The following is an 18,714-nucleotide window of genomic DNA, read 5'->3' as shown; positions in this document are numbered from 1 at the left end:
CCGTCAGAGCCCGCTCGGCGCACCGGCCCGACGCAGTGCGGCACGCACCCGGTCGCAGATCAGCCAGGGTCGGCTACGCAACTGTTCGGAGTTGACCCGGACGACACACCAACCGAGCTCGCGGAGCAGCTCGGCGCGTTCGATATCCCAGGTGCGCTGGGACTCGTCGGTCCAGTGCTGAGCGCCGTCGTACTCGACCGCGACCCGCCACGACTCCCATGCCAGATCAACTCGCGCGACCACCCGACCGACCGCATCGCGAATCCGGACCTGAGTGGACGGGCGAGGCAAACCGTCGTCGACCAAGACCAGTCGAGTCCGGGTCTCCTGCGGTGATTCGGCTCCCGCATCGACCAGATCGAGCGCCGCTCGTAACCGGCGGACGCCTCGGCCACCGCTGTGCTCATCTGCGTACGCGCCGATCTGATCCGGGCCTATTCCGGTCGCCTGGCACAGTGCGTCGAGCAGGATCACCGCCGCCGTTCGATCCAGCCGTCGCCCGAGGTCGTATCCGGTGCGCACCGGGGTGGTCACCCGGAACCCGTCGATGTGACAGATATCCCGCGCGGCGATGGAGTCTCGTCGACCGACGATGCCGGGGGGTGTCCGATGGTGTGCCCGCAGGGCGATCTCCGCGGGTCGATCGGGATCGAGCCAACGGCACGCGTGCATGGCGGCGGCAGATCGCCCGACGAGCACCGCGTCTCCTTTTGCCCAATGCACCGCCGCCTTCGCCCGAGCGACCGGGTCGAGCGTCACCCCCTTGCGGACATACACGTCCGGGTAGACCCGGTCGTAGTTGTGCCGTAGCTCCCATCGGCTCACCGAACCGGCCGCCACCGCCCACGAACCGGGGAAAGGTTCGTCTGCTGCCCGCATGCACCGATGATGCGACAGGCCGGTGGCCACAGTTGGTTGGGTACGAACCGGATGTGGACAGAACAGCGGCTGGGGATCACGTGCGGTAGCCGGCTCGTTGACACCTCGAACAGCCAATGCGATTATCAAATATCCGAAAAAGAGAATCATATTCTCCAATCGGACCGACGGAAGGACACCCATTCCGATGTTCTCGGCACTCCTGATCGAGAAGACCGACGCCGGTCAGCACGTCACGCTGACCAGCCTGGACGACTCGACCCTGCCGGACGGGAACGTGACGGTCGACATCGCCTACTCGACGCTCAATTACAAAGATGCGCTGGCGATCACCGGGAAGTCTCCGGTTGTGCGGTCGTTCCCGATGGTGCCCGGAATAGATCTGGCGGGCATCGTGACCGACAGCACCCATCCGGATTGGGCGACCGGGGACGCGGTGGTGCTCAACGGTTGGGGCGTCGGCGAGACCCATTGGGGGGGCCTCGCCCGACGCGCCCGGCTGGACGGCGACTGGTTGGTGCCGCTGCCACCCGAGTTCGACGCCCGCCAAGCGATGACCATCGGCACGGCCGGCTACACCGCTGCGCTCTGCGTGAACGCGCTGGTCCGCTTCGGAATTCGGCCCGAGGACGGCGACATCCTGGTCACCGGCGCGACCGGCGGGGTCGGCAGCGTCGCGATAGCACTACTACATGCGGCCGGCTACGGCGTGGCCGCAGCCACCGGTAAGGCCGGCGAGGCCGACTACCTGACTCGGCTCGGCGCGGGAACGATCATCGACCGCGCCGAGTTGGCCGAGCGCGGGAAGCCGCTACAGAAGGAACGGTGGGCGGGTGTCGTCGACACCGCCGGTAGCTACACGCTGGTCAATGCCGCGGCACAGACCCGTTACGGCGGCGCGGTCGCCGCCTGCGGCCTGGCCCAAGGCATGGACCTGCCCGGCACCGTCGCCCCATTCATTCTGCGTGGCGTCTCGTTGCTCGGCATCGACAGTGTGATGGCGCCGAAGCCGGCCCGGCTCGAGGCCTGGGCTCGTCTGGCCCGTGACCTCGATCCGGCGGCACTGGAGGCGATCGCGACCGAGATCGCCCTGGGCGACGCGATCGCCGCGGCCGGTCGGCTGATCGACGGCACGGTCCGCGGGCGCATCGTCGTCGACGTGAATCGCTGATCGGGGGCACCGTGCCTACTGCCCGAAAGACTCCCGCCAAGCAGGCAGCTCCGCGAAAGACTCCCGCGCGGCGCCGGCCGACCGTGCCGAAAGCCGCCGAACTCGACCTGACCGACGTCGAGCCTCGGGTCGGAAAGCCGGTCGGCGGCGGTCAGCTCTGGGATCCCTGCAGCTCCAGTGACATCCGCCGCTGGGTGATGGCGATGGATTACCCGAATCCGTTGCATTGGGACCAGGAATTCGCTCGAGCGTCCCGCTACGGTGGGCTGGTCGCACCGCAGTCCATCGCAGTCGCGCTGGACTACGGGCACGGCGCGCAGCCGGCGTGCGTCGGCCATATCCCGGGTAGCCACCTGATCTTCGGCGGCGAGGAGTGGTGGTTCTACGGCGCGCCGGTACGACCGGGCGACACGTTGTTCCAGGAGCGCAGATTCCACGACTACAAGGTGGTGGAGACGAAGTTCGCCGGGCCCACCATGTTCTCCCGCGGCGACACCGCCCACCGCAACCAGCATGGCGTACTCGTCGCCCGGGAGCGCTCGACCGCGATCCGGCATCTGGCTGCCGAGGCGGCCGAGCGCGGCATGTACGCCAATCAGCTCGGCGCGGTGAAGCGCTGGACCGCTGCCGAACTCGCCGACATCGAGCAGCTGCGGCACGCCTGGCTACTGTCCAACCGCGACGGTGTGTCACCACACTTCGACGAGGTGAAGGTCGGCGACCCCTTGCCCCGACGGGTGATCGGGCCACACACCATTGCCAGCTTCACCACCGAGTATCGCGCATTTCTGTTCAACATCTGGGGGACGTTCGGTTGGGTGGCTCCGGACGGCATCGACGACCCCTGGATCAACCAGGACCCCGGCTGGACCGAGGGTTTCGAGTTCGACGAGGAAGGCGCCAAGATCGACCCGCGCAAGCGCGACGGACTCTACGTCGGGCCGTCTCGCGGGCACATCGACGCCGACCGGGCGGACGAAGTAGGGATGGCCCGTGCCTACGGCTACGGCGCGACGATGGGTGCCTGGTGTACCGACTATCTCGCCTTCTGGGCGGGCAACGACGGCCTGGTGCGACACAGCAAGGCCGACTTCCGCGGACCCGCCTTCGAGGGCGACGTGACTTACTTCGACGCCGAGATCGTCGACAAGATCCCCGATTCGTCCTGGGGCGCACCACTGGTCCAGGTGCGGCTACGACTGACCAACCAGGAGTTCACCACGCTGGTGGATTGCACCGCCGAAATCGAACTGCCGTACTGAAGGGTTCGTCATGACCACCGCCATTGCCACCGGCCCACCCTTGGCCGACGAGCCGGGATTGGGACCGCTCACGCTGCCGGGGTTTCTGCGCGAGGTGACCGCGCGGTACGCCGATCGTGCGGCGGTGTGCCTGCCCGGCGAAACCAGCTGGACCTATCGCGAGCTGTGGGATCGCTCGATGGATGTGGCACGCGCACTGCGGGCGTGCGGCCTCGGCAAAGACGGCCGAGTCGGGGTGCTCATGACAAACCGGCCCGAGTGGCTGGCAGCGGTGTTCGGTACCGCGCTGGCCGGTGGCGTCGCGGTCACGCTGAGCACCTTCTCGACCGCAGCCGAGCTCGACCACCTGCTCCGGACCGGAGCGGTGTCGGTGCTGCTCTTCGAGCGCCAGGTCGCCCGGACCGATTTCACCGATGTGCTCACCGACCTGGAACCGGCGATCCGGACCACCGCGCCGGGTGAACTGCGTTCGGCCGCTTATCCGTTCCTGCGGTACCTGGCAGTGGTGGGCGGGGCCGAGCCGGACGGCACGGTCGAGAGCTGGGCCGACTTCCTCGCCCGCGGAACGGTCGAGCCGGCCGAGTTGATCACCGCGATCGCCGAATCGACCCGACCCGGCGATACTGCAGTGCTCTTCTTCTCCTCCGGTACGACCAGCAAGCCCAAGGGAATTCTGAGCGCGCATCGTGGAGTTACGGTGCAGCTGTGGCGATTTGCCCGAATGTTCGGCCTCGGCCCGAACGACACCGTGCGGTGTTGGACTGCGAACGGGTTCTTCTGGTCCGGAAACTTCGGCCAAGCACTCGGGACCACCTTGGCAGCCGGCGGAACACTGGTGCTGCAGCGCATCTTCGACCCGACCGAGGCCGTGACGCTGCTCGAATCGGAGCGGATCACCTTTCCGGTGGCGTGGCCACATCAGTGGGCACAACTTGCAGCCGCGCCGAACTGGGACGACGCCGACCTGAGCAGCATGGTGTTCGCCGATCGCAATACGCCCGCGGCACGCCATCCCACGGTGGCTACCGACTACACCGATTGCGGCCACGCCTACGGCAATACCGAGACGTTCACGATCTCCACCTGCTACCCGGCCCGGACGCCGGACGAGGTGCACGCCGGCAGCAGCGGGTTGCCGCTGCCCGGGGTCACGGTGAAGATCGCCGATCCGCTCACCGGAGAGATATTGCCGCGCGGTGAGTCCGGCGAGATCTGCATCAAGAGCCCCACCTTGATGCTCGGCTACCTCGGCACCCCGCTGGACGAAACCGTCGATGCCGCAGGGTTCTTCCACACGGGCGACAACGGCTACCTCGACGAATCCGACCGGCTGTACTGGACCGGTCGACTCACCGACATCATCAAGACCGGCGGCGCCAACGTGTCTCCACTCGAGGTCGACGAAGCACTGGCCCACTACCCCGGGGTGAAAATCGCCCGCACCGTGGGCGTTCCGCACGACACGCTCGGCGAAATCGTCGTGGCCTGCGTCGTCCCGCAGGGTGACACCGAACTCGACGCCGAGGCGCTGCGAAGCTTCGTCCGCGAGCGTCTGGCCGCTTACAAGGTGCCCCGCCACGTGTTGTTCTTCGACGAGACAGACTTCACGCTCACCGGCAGCGCGAAGATCAAGTCGTCGGACCTGCGCGAACTCGCGGCAAAGCGGCTCACCGAACCCGCCACGCCCCAGTGAACCCCGGGTCGACTACGCGTCGAGACCCGTCCCGGGGAGGTCGTCCCAGAACTTGTCACTGCGAACGATCCGTTTCCGTCGCGGTACCGCCTTTCGAGCGGCGCGGGCGGCAGCGAGCGCCCGATCCATCGCCGTGACCTGATCGGACGGCACCCGGTCGACGCCGATACCGAGTTGATCGGGCGTCGAGAAAACCTTTCCGGCGACCGCCCGGCTCGGGTCGATTCCGCCCAGCCACCCGGTGTCGGTCAACCGCAGACAGGTCTTTCCCGTTACCGGATCGACCTCGCGGCCCAGGATCTCGAACGTGGTGTACGCCGGGAACAACACCTCTTGCTCGGCCGGGTCCACCGAGAGCGCACTGATGGATTTACCGTTCCGCGAGAAGATCTCCAGCTCGGTCGAAACCGGAAACTCGCTGGCCGGATCCGCGGTCGTACTGACGAAAGCGAACTCGGTCACCAAGATTCCCGGCACGTAGAACTCGACGATGTCGGCGGGAAGGTTCGTTCCACGAAACACCGGGCCGACGTAGGGTGGGAGCTTGGCCAATGCATTGATCAGCGCCTGCACCCGGTCCGCGGTCACGCGCCGCTCGCGATGTCGTCGGCGGATTTCGGCGGCCGGTCGGGATCGAACTCGGTACCTTTCAGGTCGTCTTGAAGCCGCTCCCGGAACAGCGGGTCTCGCTCGGGCGGGTCCTGCGGCTGCGGAGCCCGCCCGGCACCGGCCCTTCGTTTCATGTCTTCGATTTCCGGCTCTTCACAATCGAGGGTGTAGTCGAGTTCTGAATCCGCCGGTCTCCAGGAGCGATCTGGCGGTGTAGTTGGTCAGGTTGCGGAAGCCGAGCGCGGAGCCGCGGAGGTGTTCGAGTCGGCCGTTGATCGGCTTCGGTCGGGCCGTTGCTGGTGCCGGGCCGGTGGAAGTAGGCGAGTACGTCGGCGGCACGCTTGTTCAGGGTGCGGCCGAGCGTGGCGAGCTCGATCAGGGCTTTCGGTACGCCACTGCTGAGCGAGGTGATCAGCGCGGTCATCAACTGTCGGCCGCGGGTGCGGTCGGGTTCGCGGTAGGCGGTGATCATCCGCTGGTAGATGCCCCAGGTCGCTTCGACCTGGACGTGGTCCTCGCTCGCGAACAACTCTTCGAGGCGGGTCTGTTGCTTGTCGGTGAGCAGGTCAGCGCCGGTGTGCAGGGTCCGCCGGGATCGGTAGAGCGGGTCGGCGGCGCGACCGCGGTGTCCGTGCAGGTCCAGTTGGACGCGGCGTCGGCAGCGGTCCAACCGCGTCGCCGGCCAGGCGGACCACGTGGAAGGGGTCCATCACCGCGACCGCGTCCGGGAGTTCCTCGGTGGTGGCGGTCTTGAAGCCGGTGAAGCCATCCATCGCGACGACCTCGACGTTGTCGCGGAAGGCCTCGTCGCGGTCGGCGAGCCAGGTCTTGAACACCTGTTTGGACCGACCTTCGATCATGTCCAACAGGCGGGAAGTCCCTGTGCCGTCACGGATACCGGTCAGATCGATGATCACGGTCACGTACTTGTCACCCTTGCGGGTGTGCCGCCACACATGCTCATCGACGCCGATGACCTTCACTCCGTCGAACCGGTTCGGGTCGTTGATCAACACCCGCGTGCCCTCGGCCAGCACGGCGTCGTTCGCGGTGCTCCACGCGACCGCGAGTGCCTCGGCGATCCGGGCCACTGTCAGATGCTGAACGACGATCGCCTCCAACGCCCACCGCAGCCCGCGGCGAGACAGCTTGGCTCGCGGCTCGGCCGCCTTGCCGGTGTCCTGGCGCCACACGTGACCGCAGTCGGTACACCGGTACCGGCGAATCGTGAGCAGCAGCGTCGTCGGTCGCCAACCGAACGGCTCGTGCGCCAGCCGGCGGGTCACCGTGTCCCGCAGAGTGCCCTGGCAGCCGCAACGGCGACACCAGTCGTCCGGCTCGACGATCTTGCAGGCCAGCACGGCACGATCGGGTTCGAGGTGCTGGCCGGTCACGACGAGGCCGAGCTCGTCCAGCCGGCAGAACGTAGTCAGGTCAGGGCGGCCGAACCCAGCATCAGGGCTCGCGCCGACGGTAGCGTCAGGCACGTCGAGGTCTTCCGGATGAGCGGTGTAGGAACCTTCATCCTCGGGAGACCTCGACCACTATCCGGTGACCGCCGTGCCGAACCTACACCCTCATCTGGGAAGAGCCCGATTTCCTCCGGGGTGAGCGGATCCTTGCCAAGCTCTTCTCTGGTCCAGAACTTCTTTCCCGCGATCTTCTTCATCGGACTTCCTCCATCAGAATGCGGACCGTGTCGGTCGTCGCGTCGTAGGTACGGGCGCCAACCATGAATCGGGTTTCCGGTGGGAACAGAACCTTCTCCTGCCACGGGAATTTCGAGTATCTGCTCACGTCCTTACCGGTATGCGAACTGCATTTATCAGCGCCTGCACCCGGTCCGCGTCACGCGCCGCTGGCAATGTCGTCGGTAGATTTCGGCGGCCGGTCGGGATCGAACTCGGTACCTTTCAGGTCGTCTTGAAGCCGCTCCCGGAACAGCGGGTCTCGCTCGGGCGGGCCTTGCGGCTGCGGAGCCCGCCCTTTCCGGATTCTCTGCTTGATGTCCTCGGTGTCTTGTGGGGTGAGCGGATCGAGGCCGGCTTCTTCGCTGGTCATGAACGTCTTCCCGGCAATCTTCTTCATCGCAAACCTCCTCCATCCCCGGTGTCGATACCGTCGAGTGCCGCCCCTACCTGTGCCAGCGCGTGACCCCGCCCACCGATCGCTCGCACGTTGTCGGCGATCGCGTCGGGATCACCCGGAATCAACGCGCGCGGATTCGCGGTATCGCCCAGGTCGGGCATCTCACCGACCGCCGGGCCATGCCGATCCGGCGGCCGCGCCGAACGCACTGTCGGACTGCTCGTACCGCCGCATCATCACGGACAGGCCGCCGGCGAGCGTTCCCGCGTCGGCGAGCAGCGCCGAAACGCCCGGCTGCCACCGTTCGCAGAACTCACGGAACGCGGCGTGCAAGCCCTCGTGGCCGTATTGTGCGTCGGGCCCGACGATGCGGTCGACCCCGATACTCGTGAAATCGTTGATGATCCGGTGGATACCCGATGCCGCGGCGTTTACCCGCACCGGATCTACCTCGAAACCCGACATACCGACTCCCCCGTTTCGGCTGACCCGGCTACCCTACCGGGCAGGGATCGCGAGCGTCAGTCGAGAGATCCGATGTCGGCCGGAACTCCGTCGTCGGTCGCCCACCGCGGCACGATGAACAGCCCGGTCGCCTCGACTGCGGGGGCGGTGCCCACCTCGCCCGCGCCGATCTGCGCGACCACGGTGACCTTGCGACCGGACTCGTCTGCGATCCAGGCCCGCATCCAGATCCGGCCGAGCGGGATCGGGGCGACGTAGCGGAGGGTCAATGTGCCCGTCACGGTCACCCGGGTGTGGCCGGCACTGGCCGTCTCACCCATCAGGTGATCGAGAATCAGCGCCGAGACACCGCCGTGCACACAGCCCGGCGGTCCCTCGTAGGCGGCCCCGAGCTCGACCTCCGAGCTGACGGTGCCGTCGGGCGCGCGGACGACCACGACGGGTGGCGCGATCGCGTTCCGCACCCCGACCACGGCGTTTCCCCAGTCCCACGATCGTCCCTCGCGGTTGAAGTGCACTCCGGCCGGCTCCGGCGACGCTTGCTCGGCCAGCAAGCGCTCGGCCTGCCGGACCAGGGCCCGGGCCTGCGTTACCCGGTCCTCGTCGACCGCCGAGCGGATCGTGACGTCGATGAGCCGGCGGACATCGTCGGCCAGACCGCCATAGAGTCGCTCGACTTCCTCGACGCCGGCGGTCGACAATTCGGACGCGCTGAACGACGCGGCGGACAGTCCACTCGCCGCCGGACTGCCATCGCGGACCAAATCACCTCCGAGGCTTCGTTGATAATTCATTTGCTAATATTGTGTCATGGACCTGAGCATGGACACTGAACCAGCTCCCGGTATCGGCGAAGGACCAGCGAGGGTGATCAGTGTGTCACTACCCGAGGGCACGGTACGTGCACTCCGTAGCCGGGTCGGACCACGAGGTGTGTCCGCCCTGGTAGCAAGCGCGATCGAGCAGCATCTCCGCAACCGGGCAACCGCCGATTACCTGACCGAGTACGAACAGCGTGGCGGCGCCTTCACCGCCGACGAGATCGACGAAGCCGAGGCTATCTGGCGCCGAGCCGAGGCGGCCGAGAAGGCATGGCACGCCGACGCGGGTTGAGCTCGGCGGGCACGCTGGTGCTCGACTGTCAGGGTTTCTCCCGCTACCTCGAGCAGGATCGTCGAGTGATGTCGATTGTCCGGTCAGCGCTCGATCGCGGCGCGAACCGGACGATCAGCGGTGTCACGCTGGTCGAATCGATGCACCACGGAACCACCCCGGGACGGTGGAATCACGTTCTTTCCCAGCTCGATATCCAACCGATGAATGTCGCCTGGTTTCGCGAGGCTGCCGACCTACTCGCGAAACATCACGCCGACGGCCGCAAGCACGCAATCGATGCCATGGTGGCGGTGACCGCGCTGCACCAGCCAGGACCGGTGATCATGCTTACCGCCGACGTCGACGACATGTCGCGCCTGTGCGGGGGGCGGGTGACGTTGGTCGAGGTGTGACCTCGCGATCCCGGGGCCGCCGAGCACGCGGCCGCTACCCTGATAGATCAGGCCAGCGAGGAGGTATGCCGTGCCCCCGGCGGTCGCGATGCGACTGACAGACGCGGTGACGAACTCTATGCCACGTGAAGCGCAAGCGCACCTGTGCTCGGCCGCTTGCTCGGCGATGTCGCGGAATAGCGTCGCGACCGAATGCGCAGCACCGCAGCCCCAGGCGTTCCGATGAGCGAGCCGAGTCGGTTCGACCGGCGAAAAGCGCGGACCCGAGCCGCCCTGGTCGCCGCCGCACAGGGTTTTCTGGCCGAGGGCAATGTCGCGGTGCCGATTTCGGAGATCACCGCCGCCGCCGACATCGGGACCGGGTCGTTCTACAACCACTTCGACACCAAGGAAGCCCTCTTTCGCGCCGCCGCGGTCGACGCGCTCGATACGCACGGCGCGCTGTTGGACCGGCTGACGGCTGATCTGGATGATCCCGCGCTGGCGTTCGCGCACAGCTTCCGGCTCACCGGTCGGCTGCACCGGATCGAGCCGTTGTTGAGCAAGGCGCTGCTCAATACCGCACTCACCCTGATCGATTCCCCGGTCGGGTTGTGGCCACGGGCACGCCGAGACATCGAGCTGGGAGTCGCATCCGGTCGGTTCACCGTCGACGACCTCGATCTGACGATGACCGTTGTCGCCGGAACCATGATCTGCCTCGGACAACTACTGCACGTGCAGCCCGACCGTGACGATGCCGACGCGACCGATCGGCTCGCTGTGGACCTGCTGCGACATCTGGGGCTGAGCTCGCCGGAAGCCCGCGCGATCTGCGCGGTGCCGCTGCCCGACCTGGCCTGACGAGCGCACCGCACCAACTCGAGGAAATCGTCAGAAGTCATTGACAGCCTCCCAGCTCATAACTGAAGATATATTCAGAACTGCTGAGGGGATCGCCATGAATCACCACGACAACCTGCATTGCGAACGCGGCGCCTTGCCCGGCGAACACCCAGGGCGCGCGACCAACCCGATCATCAAGGTCACCGATCTCGCCTGGCTCGAGTTCGCCAAACCCGACCTGGCTCGCGCCGAAGCGTTCGCTCACGCCTTCGGATTCAGCACCGTCACCCGTAGCGCAGGCGAGCTGGTCCTGCGCGGCACCCAGGCCGGCACGCCGGCCGTCCTGATCACCAAGAGCCCCCGTTCGGCCTATCTCGGCGCCGCCTTTGCCGCGGCCGACCCGGCCGACCTGACACTCCTCGCCGACGCGACCGGGGTACGGGCGCGGCGCCTTCCGGAACACCTCGGCGGCTTCAGCACCGACCTGCTCGACCCCAGCGGGCTCCGCGTCCGAGTGGTCACCGACACCCACCGGCTCCCCGAAATGGCATCGCAGACAACGCAGGTCATCAACGCCGGTGCGACCCCCCGGGTGAACGCGCCACAGCGGCCGCCGCGCGAGCCGGCGCAGGTTCGACGGCTCGGCCACGTGGTGCTACAGACGACGAAGTACCGGGAAACTCTCGACTGGTATCTGAACCACTTGGGAATGATCGTCAGCGACTTCAAATTCTATGCCGGGCAACGTGATCGAGGTCCGGTGATGAGCTTCATCCGGTGCGACCGGGGCACCGACCCGACCGACCATCACACCCTGGCGCTGACGCTCGGGCCCCGCAACCGATACGTCCATTCGGCATACCAGGTCTGCGATCTCGACGCGCTCGCCGCGGGCGGAGAGTACCTGCTCGATCACGGCTACTTCCGCTCGTGGGGTATCGGACGGCACATCGAGGGGAGTCAGATCTTCGACTACTGGCGCGATCCGGACGGCTTCCTCGTGGAGCACTTCACCGACGGCGACATGTTCGACAACACGCTGGACACCGGCTGGTCCGAGATGACCGCTTCGGGCCTGGCCCAGTGGGGACCGCCGGCCTCGCTGGACTTCCTCGGCGTATCCCCGCGCCGCGCCGACTCGTTCCACGAACTCGGATCGATGGCCGCAGCACTGCGTGGCGACAACGAGTTCGATCTCACCCGATTGCGCGGTCTGCTGGCCGTCGCCCGTTCCTGACCGAATCATCCAACAGCAGAAGGAAAGACAGATGAGCGTGTCCGTCCTGCGCACCGCCGATGCGTGGTGGGTGCAGATCCCCGGCGATCCGGAGCATGCCGTGAAGGTCGCCACCAGCGCGAGTAGTACCGCCGAGTTGCTCACGGATCGCCCGGCCGTCGCCGCGGCGGCGGCCGGTGCCGATCTCGTACCCGTAACCGACCTCACCCTGCTGTCCCCGGTGACCGCACCCTGCCGGGTGGTCGCGCAGATGACGAACTACGCCTCGCATGTCACCGACTCCGGGATGGATCCGGCATCGATTCCGCTGACCTTCTTCCGGAAGTCGTCGGCCTCGATCAGCGGTCCGGTCGACGACATCGTGAAACCCGCGCACGTGCGGCTGCTGGACTACGAGGTCGAGATCGGTCTGGTCATCGGTCGGCCGATCCCGGTCGGTACCGCGATCACCGCGGACAACCTGGCCGAGTTCATCGCGGGTCTGGTCGTGACCAACGATGTCTCCGCCCGCGACATCCAGCTGCCGCAGACCCAGTTCTACGAAGCCAAGTCCTACCCCACGTTCACCCCGACCGGGCCGGCCCTGGTGCTGCTGGACGCCGACGAACTCCGCCGCTTCGACGACCTGGTGCTCCGGCTCTGGGTCAACGGTGAACTGCGCCAGGACAGTCGAGTCGGCGGCGACATGATCTATCCGCCATTGCGGGCGCTGCAATCGCTGACCCGGTTCCAGGATCTGGCCGCCGGCGATCTCGTGCTGACCGGCACGCCCGTCGGCACCGCGCTCTCGGCGCCACCCAAGCCGGTGGAGATCATCGGCTCGCTGCTGCCACCCGCAACCAAGTGGAAACTGTTCTTCGGACGCCAGGCGAAGAACCCCAAATATCTGCATGACGGCGACCTCGTCGAGGCCACCGTCGCGACCCGGGACGGCGCGCTCGACCTGGGCACGCAAACCACCAGAGTGCGGTACGCCGGATGACCGTTTGCCGCAACGCGTGCGGATGAAGGCGCAGCCGGTGACGATCTCGATGTCGCCACCCGGGCCCCGCTCCCACCGACGAGGTTCTCCCGGTTGTCGTCGTCGGTGCTGATCCTGGACCGCTGGACGGGCGTCTATCGGCAACCCCGGGCGGTCCCCGTTGGATCGGCGGCACCGGAGGATCGCGGAGTTCGCTTCGAGCTTCCCCATCTCAGCGAGAACGTGAGCGCCGAGACCCACGAAGTGTGTTGTTAAGCGGTTGCATGACGTCATGACCCGAAGACTGCTCGGTTCAGCGTCGCCCGCTTTGGGTAGACATGAACAAACTGACGAAACCGAGCACTCCGGCGGCGGACGAACATCCATATATGGATGGAATCGCCTCTGCTGTCCGAGAATGGATAGCCGACACCGGGCTCAGCCCCAATCAGGTGTCGCGCCGCGCCGGCATCTCGCAGTCGACGATGTCACGCATCCTCGGCGGCCGCGTCGATCCCGCCGCCGGAACCTTGAACGAGATCGCACTGGCATGCGGACTGCAACTGGATCTCGCCACACGCGCCAGCAGCGAGCCGGCTGCTGCCCGCGCGGCGCGGGCGCTGCTGGAAGCGGGCTACCCCACCGACCCAGACGGGCACCTGACCCGCTGGCAGGAACGCCTGGCCCGATACGCCGGCACATCCGACCCGGTCGACCTGCTCACCACCGCAGCGCGATACGCCTCCCCACTGCGCAGCCCCGACGTCGCCTTGTTCACCGGGACCGCGCCCCTAGGCCAGGTCGCCTCCGCTGGGCAAGCGAGCCAAGGCCGGTGGGCGCTGTCGGGCGCCGCAGGACTCACCTTGCCGCAGCCGCACGACGACGCACCCATCACGACCATCTTGTGGGCTGAGCACCCCCGAGAAGCCACCCAATTGCTCACCGACAGCACCAGCGCCCCGCCCGCCCCATCGGACCGGCGAGCGCTGGCCGCCCGAGACTGCGCGGTACTCGAGGTCGAACCCGGGTCGGCCCTGGCCAGCTGACTGAGCGACGCCGACGCGCCGACGCACTGGTCCGACCGGACGGCGCCGTGACCCTGTCGAGCCAGCAGATGAGCGATGTGGTCGGCGGGGCGTGCCACCGCATCGGCTACTACTCGGTGTGAACCACCTGGTGACGGCTGGACCGGGCGCCGTCAACTAACTTGTCGGTCGTTCGGACGACTGTGCAGCCGACGAAAGCGTTGTACGGTCAGTAGGCATGATGGGTCGAATTGTGTTGGCTATGGCCCTTCTTGCGTTGGTGTCGACCGGATGTGGGGAAGCCGACGACAACAACGGATCGAAGCCTCTACGCGGCGCGACTGCTGATGCGGTGCCGACGATCTTGATCCTGGACGGGTCCGGTTCGATGGCCGAGGCCGACGCACCGGGCCCCCGAATCGATGCTGCGAAAGCCGCCGGCGCGGCACTGGTCGACGCGCTACCGGACGGTAGCTCAATCGGATTGATCACCTACGGCACCCACACTGGTAGCTCCGACGCCGAGAAGACGGCAGGTTGTCGTGACATATCGACCCTGGTACCACTGGGCAAGTTGGATCGCGGCTCAATTCGTGGCGCGATCAACGGACTACGACCATCCGGCTGGACGCCGATCAGCCTGGCGCTGAGCGACGCTGTCACGCAGCTACCCGACGACGGAAAAGCTCAAGCTATCGTGCTGGTCTCCGACGGGGAGGACACCTGCGATACCCCGCCGTGCGACGCGGCCGCGGAGGCAGAACGGTCGCGTCCAGGCCTGTCGATTTCAACCATCGGCTTCAAGACCGTCGGCGCGGCCAGCGATCAACTGTCTTGCATCGCCGCCGCCACCGGCGGGCTGTTCGTGCAGGCGGACAACGCCGGGCAGCTGAGTGCCCGACTGCTGGCCACCCAAGACCTTCCGGAAGCCCAGAGATCACTGACGAACAACGGACTGCAAGGCATCACGCTCGGCAGCACGCTCGACGAGATCCGGGCGAACCACCGGGACTTTCCCGATGTATCGAGAACCGGGACGGTCACGGTCAGCTACATCGATTGTGGCTGGACGTTCATCGACGGCGTACTCGATCGGATCGTGCCCGATGGAGGCGGCCGGACCATCGACGGACTGATCCCTGGCACGGACCTGGATCATGCAGTCGAGCTGTACGGAAAGCCGTTGCAGACCAACGACAACAGCGACGGTACCCGTACCGTGCTGTTCGATGCTGATCCGAGTGGTGAAGCGGCCTATCAAATGGTCGTCGAAGAATACGCCGACTCCGGCAGCACCCTGTCCGGGGAGATCCAGTCCATCGTGCTTTGCCGATGCAAGCCGACGAATCCGCCGTTGGCGGACTTTCAGGGATATGGGCCGATGAAGATCGGAATGACCGAAACGGAGGTCCGGTCCGTCGCCGAAAAACCTCTGGACAAGCAGCATTACTATAACTGCACCGTGCTGGCCGCTGCCCGAGGAGCGGACTGGAGGGAACTTTCCGTGTGGATCGACGACAAGACGGGAAAGGTCACGGGTATCAACACTCCACTCGGCACGATGACCGACCGCGGCGTCGGGGACGGCTCCACGGTCGCCGCAGTTACCGAGGCGTACGCCGCCGACGCCTCCGTTGAGCGGGCAACAGGCGGCCAAGGTTCGAAGATCCTTCGCGTGACGCCCAAGGACGCTGGCTATTCCATCGCATTCACATTGGCCGACGACGATACGATCGGTCAGCCGCATATCGGGCGTAGCCAAGGCAGCGAGGGCTGCGCACTCGAGCAGGCCTCGAGTACATCCACGGAAGGGTGGCAGTCATGCGGTCTATATAGGACGGACCAGGGCGAGTTCGAGTTGGTCGTTCAGCCCGCCGACCGATGCGCCGAGGCGCGAGAGGTCTTCGACCGCATGTTCGCAGGCGACGGGGTACCGGTGGCGCGCAACGCGGTAGTCATCGACGCCTACACCTGCGTAGGGAATCCGGCCGGCGCCGCCTCCGAAACGGGTGTACTCAGCTACTGCGAGTACCATCAGGCTCGCTTCGAGCTGCGCTACCGATAGCTGTCGGCGCCGATTGGTGGAAGCACCCGAGTTCGAGGCCATGACCGTCGCATGACCCGAAGAGCGCCCGGTTCATAGTGGCCCGCTTCAGGTAGACATGGATGCCGCTCTCCCAGGTGTAGCCGTAGCCGCCATGTAACTGCATGGCCTTACCGGCGACGTCGACGGCGGCTTCGGTGGCGTAGACGGTCGCTCTGGCGACCGCGATCCGCGCGTCCGGGCCACCTTCGGCGACCGCTCGGACGGCAGCCGCCGTGAGATGGCGGCCGACCGTCACGGTGACCAGCATGTCTGCGCACGCGTGCTTGACCGCCTGGAACGAGCCGATCGGCCGGCCGAACTGCTCGCGCACCTTCGCATAGGAGACGGTGGCGTCGAGCATGGCCTCGGCGACGCCCAACGAATCACAGGCGACCGCCAGCGCGGCTCGGTCCCGGAGACCGGCCAGCTCCGGGACCGGCCAGAGCGCCCGGACCGCTGCACCGGCGGCCGCCACCGATCCCACCGAGCGGGTCGCGTCGACCAGCGGGGTCTCGGTCACCACGACGTTCGCCGGGTCGACCACCGCAATCGCGGTCCCCACCAAGATCAGCAACAGATCGGCAACGGGCGCGTCGAGCACGAACTCCGCCGCGCCGTGCACGCAGCCGTCCTCGATCCGGAACCCCGGCTCGAGCACGACGATCGGCACCGTCTCTCCGGCGATAGCCTCTCGAAATAGGTTGTCGCGCCGTTCATCCGGCTGGATCGCAGCCAGTGCGGGAATACTCAGAGCGAGTACCGAAGGCAGCGGGGTGCGCGCGGCCGCCCGCCCGATCTCCTCGAACAGCACCGCCGCCTCAGCGAAACCGGCTCCGGCACCGTCGAACTCCTCCGACGCCTCCAGCCCGATCCAGCCCGCACGGGCAATCGAATCCCAGGACACCGGTTCCGGTCCGGCCTTGCCGAGCACGTCACGCGCCACGGCGCGCAGTTCGGCGTGTAGCTCCGCGAACTCGCTCATCCCGGCACCACCGGCTCCCGCGGCAGGCCCAGACCACGCTCGGCGATGATGGTGCGCTGGATCTCGCTGGACCCGCCGGGAATCGTCCATTCCCACGACCCGATGAAGTCGAGCACCCAGGCCCCCGACTCCCAGCCGCCGGACATCGGCTTACGCACCACGGTGTGCGATACCACCCCGCCGAGTTCGGTGCCGAACCGCATGATCCGCTGCAACAACTCGCTGTAGAACAGCTTGACGATCGAGGCATCGGCCGGGCCGACGGTGCCGGCTTCGTGCCGTTCCACCAGGTCCCGGCACATCAGGCGCAGCCCGGTCAGCTCGGTCTCCAGCCGCCACAGCCGGTCGGTGACCAACGGGTCCGCGTCCCGGCCGCAGCGTTGCGCCTCCTCGGCCAGCCAGCGGAATCCCGCGTGGCCCAGCCGTTCCGACAGCTCCAGCATGGTGAGTCCGCGTTCTGCACCGAGCGTCTGCTGCGCCACCTGCCAACCTTGGTTCTCCGCGCCGATCAGGTTCGCCGCAGGTATCCGCACCTGGTCCAGGAACAACTCACAGAAGTGTGCCTCCCCCGTCGCCTGCCGGATCGGCCGCACCTCGATGCCCGGGCTGCGCATGTCCAGCAAAAAATACGAGATGCCTTTCCGCTTAGGCACATCCGGATCGGTGCGAGCCAGCAGCAGGCACCAGTCGGCGTACTGGGCTCCGCTGACCCACACCTTCTGTCCGGTCACGACGTAGTAGTCACCGTCGCGGCGGGCGGTGGTGCGCAGCGCGGCCAGATCCGAGCCGGCCTCCGGCTCGGAGAATCCTTGCGCCCAGATCTCGCCGTCCAGGATCGCGGGCAGGTGCCGGTGGCGCTGCGCTTCGGTACCCGCGGCCAGCAGGGTGGCGGCAGCATGGTGCACCCCGACGAACGCAAGTACCAGCCGCGGCGCATCGTGCGCGGCAAGCTCTTGATACAGCACGATCTGGTGGGCGACGGGCATACCGCCGCCGTACTCGGCCGGCCAGTGCGGCACCGCGAAGCCAGCCGAGCGTAGCCGCTGGAACCAGCCCTGTTGGAAACGAACGAACTCGGCGTCGCTCGCAGCTGCCTGGGTCGTCCGCCAGTCGGCCGGAATCTCCTCGGCGCACCACCGGCGGACGTGGCCACGGAACTCCTCCGGGTCGTCGGACCAGGCGGTCATCCGGACCGGTTCCGCAACGCCAACAGCCGCTCCCGATGCTCGGGCGTCTGCATCGACACCACCTCGGCCGCAAACCCCGCCTGCATCGGCCCGGCCAGAGCCTGCGCCAAGTACATGTTCACCACCCGTTTGGTGCCGCGCAGCGCCTCCACCGGTTGACCTGCGAGCCGCCCGGCCAGGGCCCGCGCCTCGTCCAGCAGCCCATCGGCCGGCACGATCCGGCTCGCGAGGCCGACCTCGACCGCGGTCGCAGCGTCGATCCGATCGCCGGTGTAGAGGAACTCACGGGTGCGCAGGATCGGCGTGAGCAGCGGCCAGAACGCGGCCCCGCCGTCACCGGCGACCAGCCCGACCGCAACATGCGGGTCGGCGAGGTAGGCCCGGTCCGACATGAGCACGATGTCGGACAGGATCGCGATGCTCGCGCCCAGCCCCATCGCCGCACCGTTGACCGCGGCGATCACCGGCAGCGGGAACCGCAGCATCTCCTCGATGATCTGCGCGCCTTCCCGGATGCTCTCGTCCCGGGCGACCGGGTCGTCGAGGAACGAGGTGATCCAGTCCAGATCGCCACCGGCGCTGAACGCGCGGCCGGCGCCGGTCAGGATCACCACCCGCGCTCCCTGATCCGCCGCGAGGTGCCGCCACACTTCGGCGAAAGCCCGATGCAGATCGGCATTCACCGCGTTGAGTTCGGCAGGCCGATCGATCAGTACGGTGCGCACGGCACCGTCCG

At 67.0% G+C, this 18,714-nt stretch carries 20 protein-coding genes and 1 pseudogene; 10 read left to right on the top strand and 11 right to left on the bottom strand.

Translation table 11 applies throughout. From position 1 onward, the window contains the following. Positions 1-3 precede the first annotated feature (3 nt). Positions 4-879, bottom strand: coding sequence for an endonuclease domain-containing protein (locus KV203_RS08355; protein WP_066467884.1), 876 nt, complete (start codon positions 877-879; stop codon positions 4-6). Positions 880-1,066: 187 nt separating this feature from the next. Here KV203_RS08355 and acuI point away from each other — a divergent pair, with 187 nt between their 5' ends. The 3 genes from acuI to KV203_RS08340 are packed head-to-tail and all read left to right on the top strand — an operon-like array spanning position 1,067 to position 5,005. Beyond that, positions 1,067-2,050: an acrylyl-CoA reductase (NADPH) gene (gene acuI / locus KV203_RS08350; protein WP_066467882.1), complete on the top strand. Its 984-nt coding sequence runs from the start codon at positions 1,067-1,069 to the stop codon at positions 2,048-2,050. Positions 2,051-2,061: 11 nt separating this feature from the next. Beyond that, entirely contained in the window at positions 2,062-3,312 is a 1,251-nt protein-coding gene (locus KV203_RS08345) for a MaoC family dehydratase (protein WP_246600760.1), read from the top strand. Positions 3,313-3,322: 10 nt separating this feature from the next. Beyond that, complete coding sequence (locus KV203_RS08340; RefSeq protein ID WP_066467878.1) at positions 3,323-5,005, top strand: class I adenylate-forming enzyme family protein; 1,683 nt, start codon at positions 3,323-3,325, stop codon at positions 5,003-5,005. A 12-nt stretch (positions 5,006-5,017) separates the two neighbouring features. Here the strand turns inward: KV203_RS08340 and KV203_RS08335 are convergent, their stop codons facing one another. The 7 genes and pseudogenes from KV203_RS08335 to KV203_RS08305 all read right to left on the bottom strand — a co-directional run bounded on the left by KV203_RS08335 (position 5,018) and on the right by KV203_RS08305 (position 8,961). Further along, entirely contained in the window at positions 5,018-5,593 is a 576-nt protein-coding gene (locus tag KV203_RS08335) for an ADP-ribosyltransferase domain-containing protein (RefSeq protein ID WP_066467876.1), read from the bottom strand. Beyond that, a complete protein-coding gene (locus KV203_RS08330; protein ID WP_157079702.1) occupies positions 5,590-5,748 on the bottom strand; it encodes a hypothetical protein in 159 nt (52 codons plus the stop codon). Before KV203_RS08330 ends, KV203_RS08335 begins: the two co-directional genes overlap by 4 nt. 19 nt (positions 5,749-5,767) lie before the next feature. Then, a pseudogene (locus KV203_RS08325) lies at positions 5,768-7,101 on the bottom strand (ISL3 family transposase). A 361-nt stretch (positions 7,102-7,462) separates the two neighbouring features. Further along, positions 7,463-7,702 (bottom strand): hypothetical protein, encoded by a 240-nt coding sequence (locus KV203_RS08320; protein WP_066467870.1) that lies wholly within the window; start codon positions 7,700-7,702, stop codon positions 7,463-7,465. Continuing rightward, complete coding sequence (locus tag KV203_RS08315; RefSeq protein ID WP_157079701.1) at positions 7,699-7,863, bottom strand: hypothetical protein; 165 nt, start codon at positions 7,861-7,863, stop codon at positions 7,699-7,701. The genes KV203_RS08320 and KV203_RS08315 overlap by 4 nt, the downstream gene beginning before the upstream one ends. 1 nt (position 7,864) lies before the next feature. Then, on the bottom strand, positions 7,865-8,167 hold the full coding sequence (locus KV203_RS08310) for a hypothetical protein (protein ID WP_066467868.1): 303 nt from the start codon (positions 8,165-8,167) through the stop codon (positions 7,865-7,867). 56 nt (positions 8,168-8,223) lie between these two features. Further along, positions 8,224-8,961, bottom strand: a complete 738-nt coding sequence (locus tag KV203_RS08305) for a PaaI family thioesterase (RefSeq protein WP_083529856.1) — start codon at positions 8,959-8,961, stop codon at positions 8,224-8,226. Positions 8,962-9,100: 139 nt separating this feature from the next. On the opposite strand from KV203_RS08305, the gene KV203_RS08300 reads away from it, so the two are divergent. From KV203_RS08300 to KV203_RS08270, 7 genes are all read left to right on the top strand, one after another. Beyond that, positions 9,101-9,280: a hypothetical protein gene (locus KV203_RS08300; protein ID WP_066467864.1), complete on the top strand. Its 180-nt coding sequence runs from the start codon at positions 9,101-9,103 to the stop codon at positions 9,278-9,280. Continuing rightward, entirely contained in the window at positions 9,259-9,675 is a 417-nt protein-coding gene (locus KV203_RS08295; protein WP_083529855.1) for a type II toxin-antitoxin system VapC family toxin, read from the top strand. Before KV203_RS08300 ends, KV203_RS08295 begins: the two co-directional genes overlap by 22 nt. A 222-nt stretch (positions 9,676-9,897) precedes the next feature. After that, positions 9,898-10,518, top strand: coding sequence for a TetR/AcrR family transcriptional regulator (locus KV203_RS08290; protein WP_066467861.1), 621 nt, complete (start codon positions 9,898-9,900; stop codon positions 10,516-10,518). Between the two features lie 97 nt (positions 10,519-10,615). Further along, entirely contained in the window at positions 10,616-11,737 is a 1,122-nt protein-coding gene (locus KV203_RS08285; RefSeq protein WP_066467860.1) for a VOC family protein, read from the top strand. A gap of 31 nt (positions 11,738-11,768) precedes the next feature. After that, on the top strand, positions 11,769-12,719 hold the full coding sequence (locus tag KV203_RS08280) for a fumarylacetoacetate hydrolase family protein (RefSeq protein ID WP_066467859.1): 951 nt from the start codon (positions 11,769-11,771) through the stop codon (positions 12,717-12,719). Between the two features lie 368 nt (positions 12,720-13,087). After that, positions 13,088-13,744, top strand: a complete 657-nt coding sequence (locus tag KV203_RS08275) for a helix-turn-helix domain-containing protein (RefSeq protein ID WP_169797468.1) — start codon at positions 13,088-13,090, stop codon at positions 13,742-13,744. A gap of 217 nt (positions 13,745-13,961) precedes the next feature. Continuing rightward, on the top strand, positions 13,962-15,788 hold the full coding sequence (locus KV203_RS08270; RefSeq protein WP_246600758.1) for a vWA domain-containing protein: 1,827 nt from the start codon (positions 13,962-13,964) through the stop codon (positions 15,786-15,788). Here KV203_RS08270 and KV203_RS08265 read toward each other — a convergent pair. From KV203_RS08265 to KV203_RS08255, 3 genes are read right to left on the bottom strand one after another with little or no spacing between them, the layout of a single operon-like run. Further along, the gene (locus KV203_RS08265; RefSeq protein ID WP_066467851.1) at positions 15,739-16,791 is read right to left on the bottom strand and encodes an acyl-CoA dehydrogenase family protein; all 1,053 of its coding nucleotides are present in this window, start codon (positions 16,789-16,791) and stop codon (positions 15,739-15,741) included. The genes KV203_RS08270 and KV203_RS08265 overlap by 50 nt on opposite strands. After that, positions 16,788-17,978 carry an acyl-CoA dehydrogenase family protein gene (locus KV203_RS08260; RefSeq protein WP_066467849.1) on the bottom strand — a complete coding sequence of 397 codons (1,191 nt, stop codon included), beginning with the start codon at positions 17,976-17,978 and terminating at the stop codon, positions 16,788-16,790. Before KV203_RS08260 ends, KV203_RS08265 begins: the two co-directional genes overlap by 4 nt. After that, entirely contained in the window at positions 17,975-18,703 is a 729-nt protein-coding gene (locus tag KV203_RS08255; protein WP_246600756.1) for an enoyl-CoA hydratase/isomerase family protein, read from the bottom strand. Before KV203_RS08255 ends, KV203_RS08260 begins: the two co-directional genes overlap by 4 nt. Positions 18,704-18,714: the final 11 nt, after the last annotated feature.

The organism is Skermania piniformis (genome assembly GCF_019285775.1).
GTDB lineage: Bacteria > Actinomycetota > Actinomycetes > Mycobacteriales > Mycobacteriaceae > Skermania > Skermania pinensis.
Note: the sequence above shows the minus strand (reverse complement) of the source record. Positions and strands in the feature narration are given on the sequence as shown.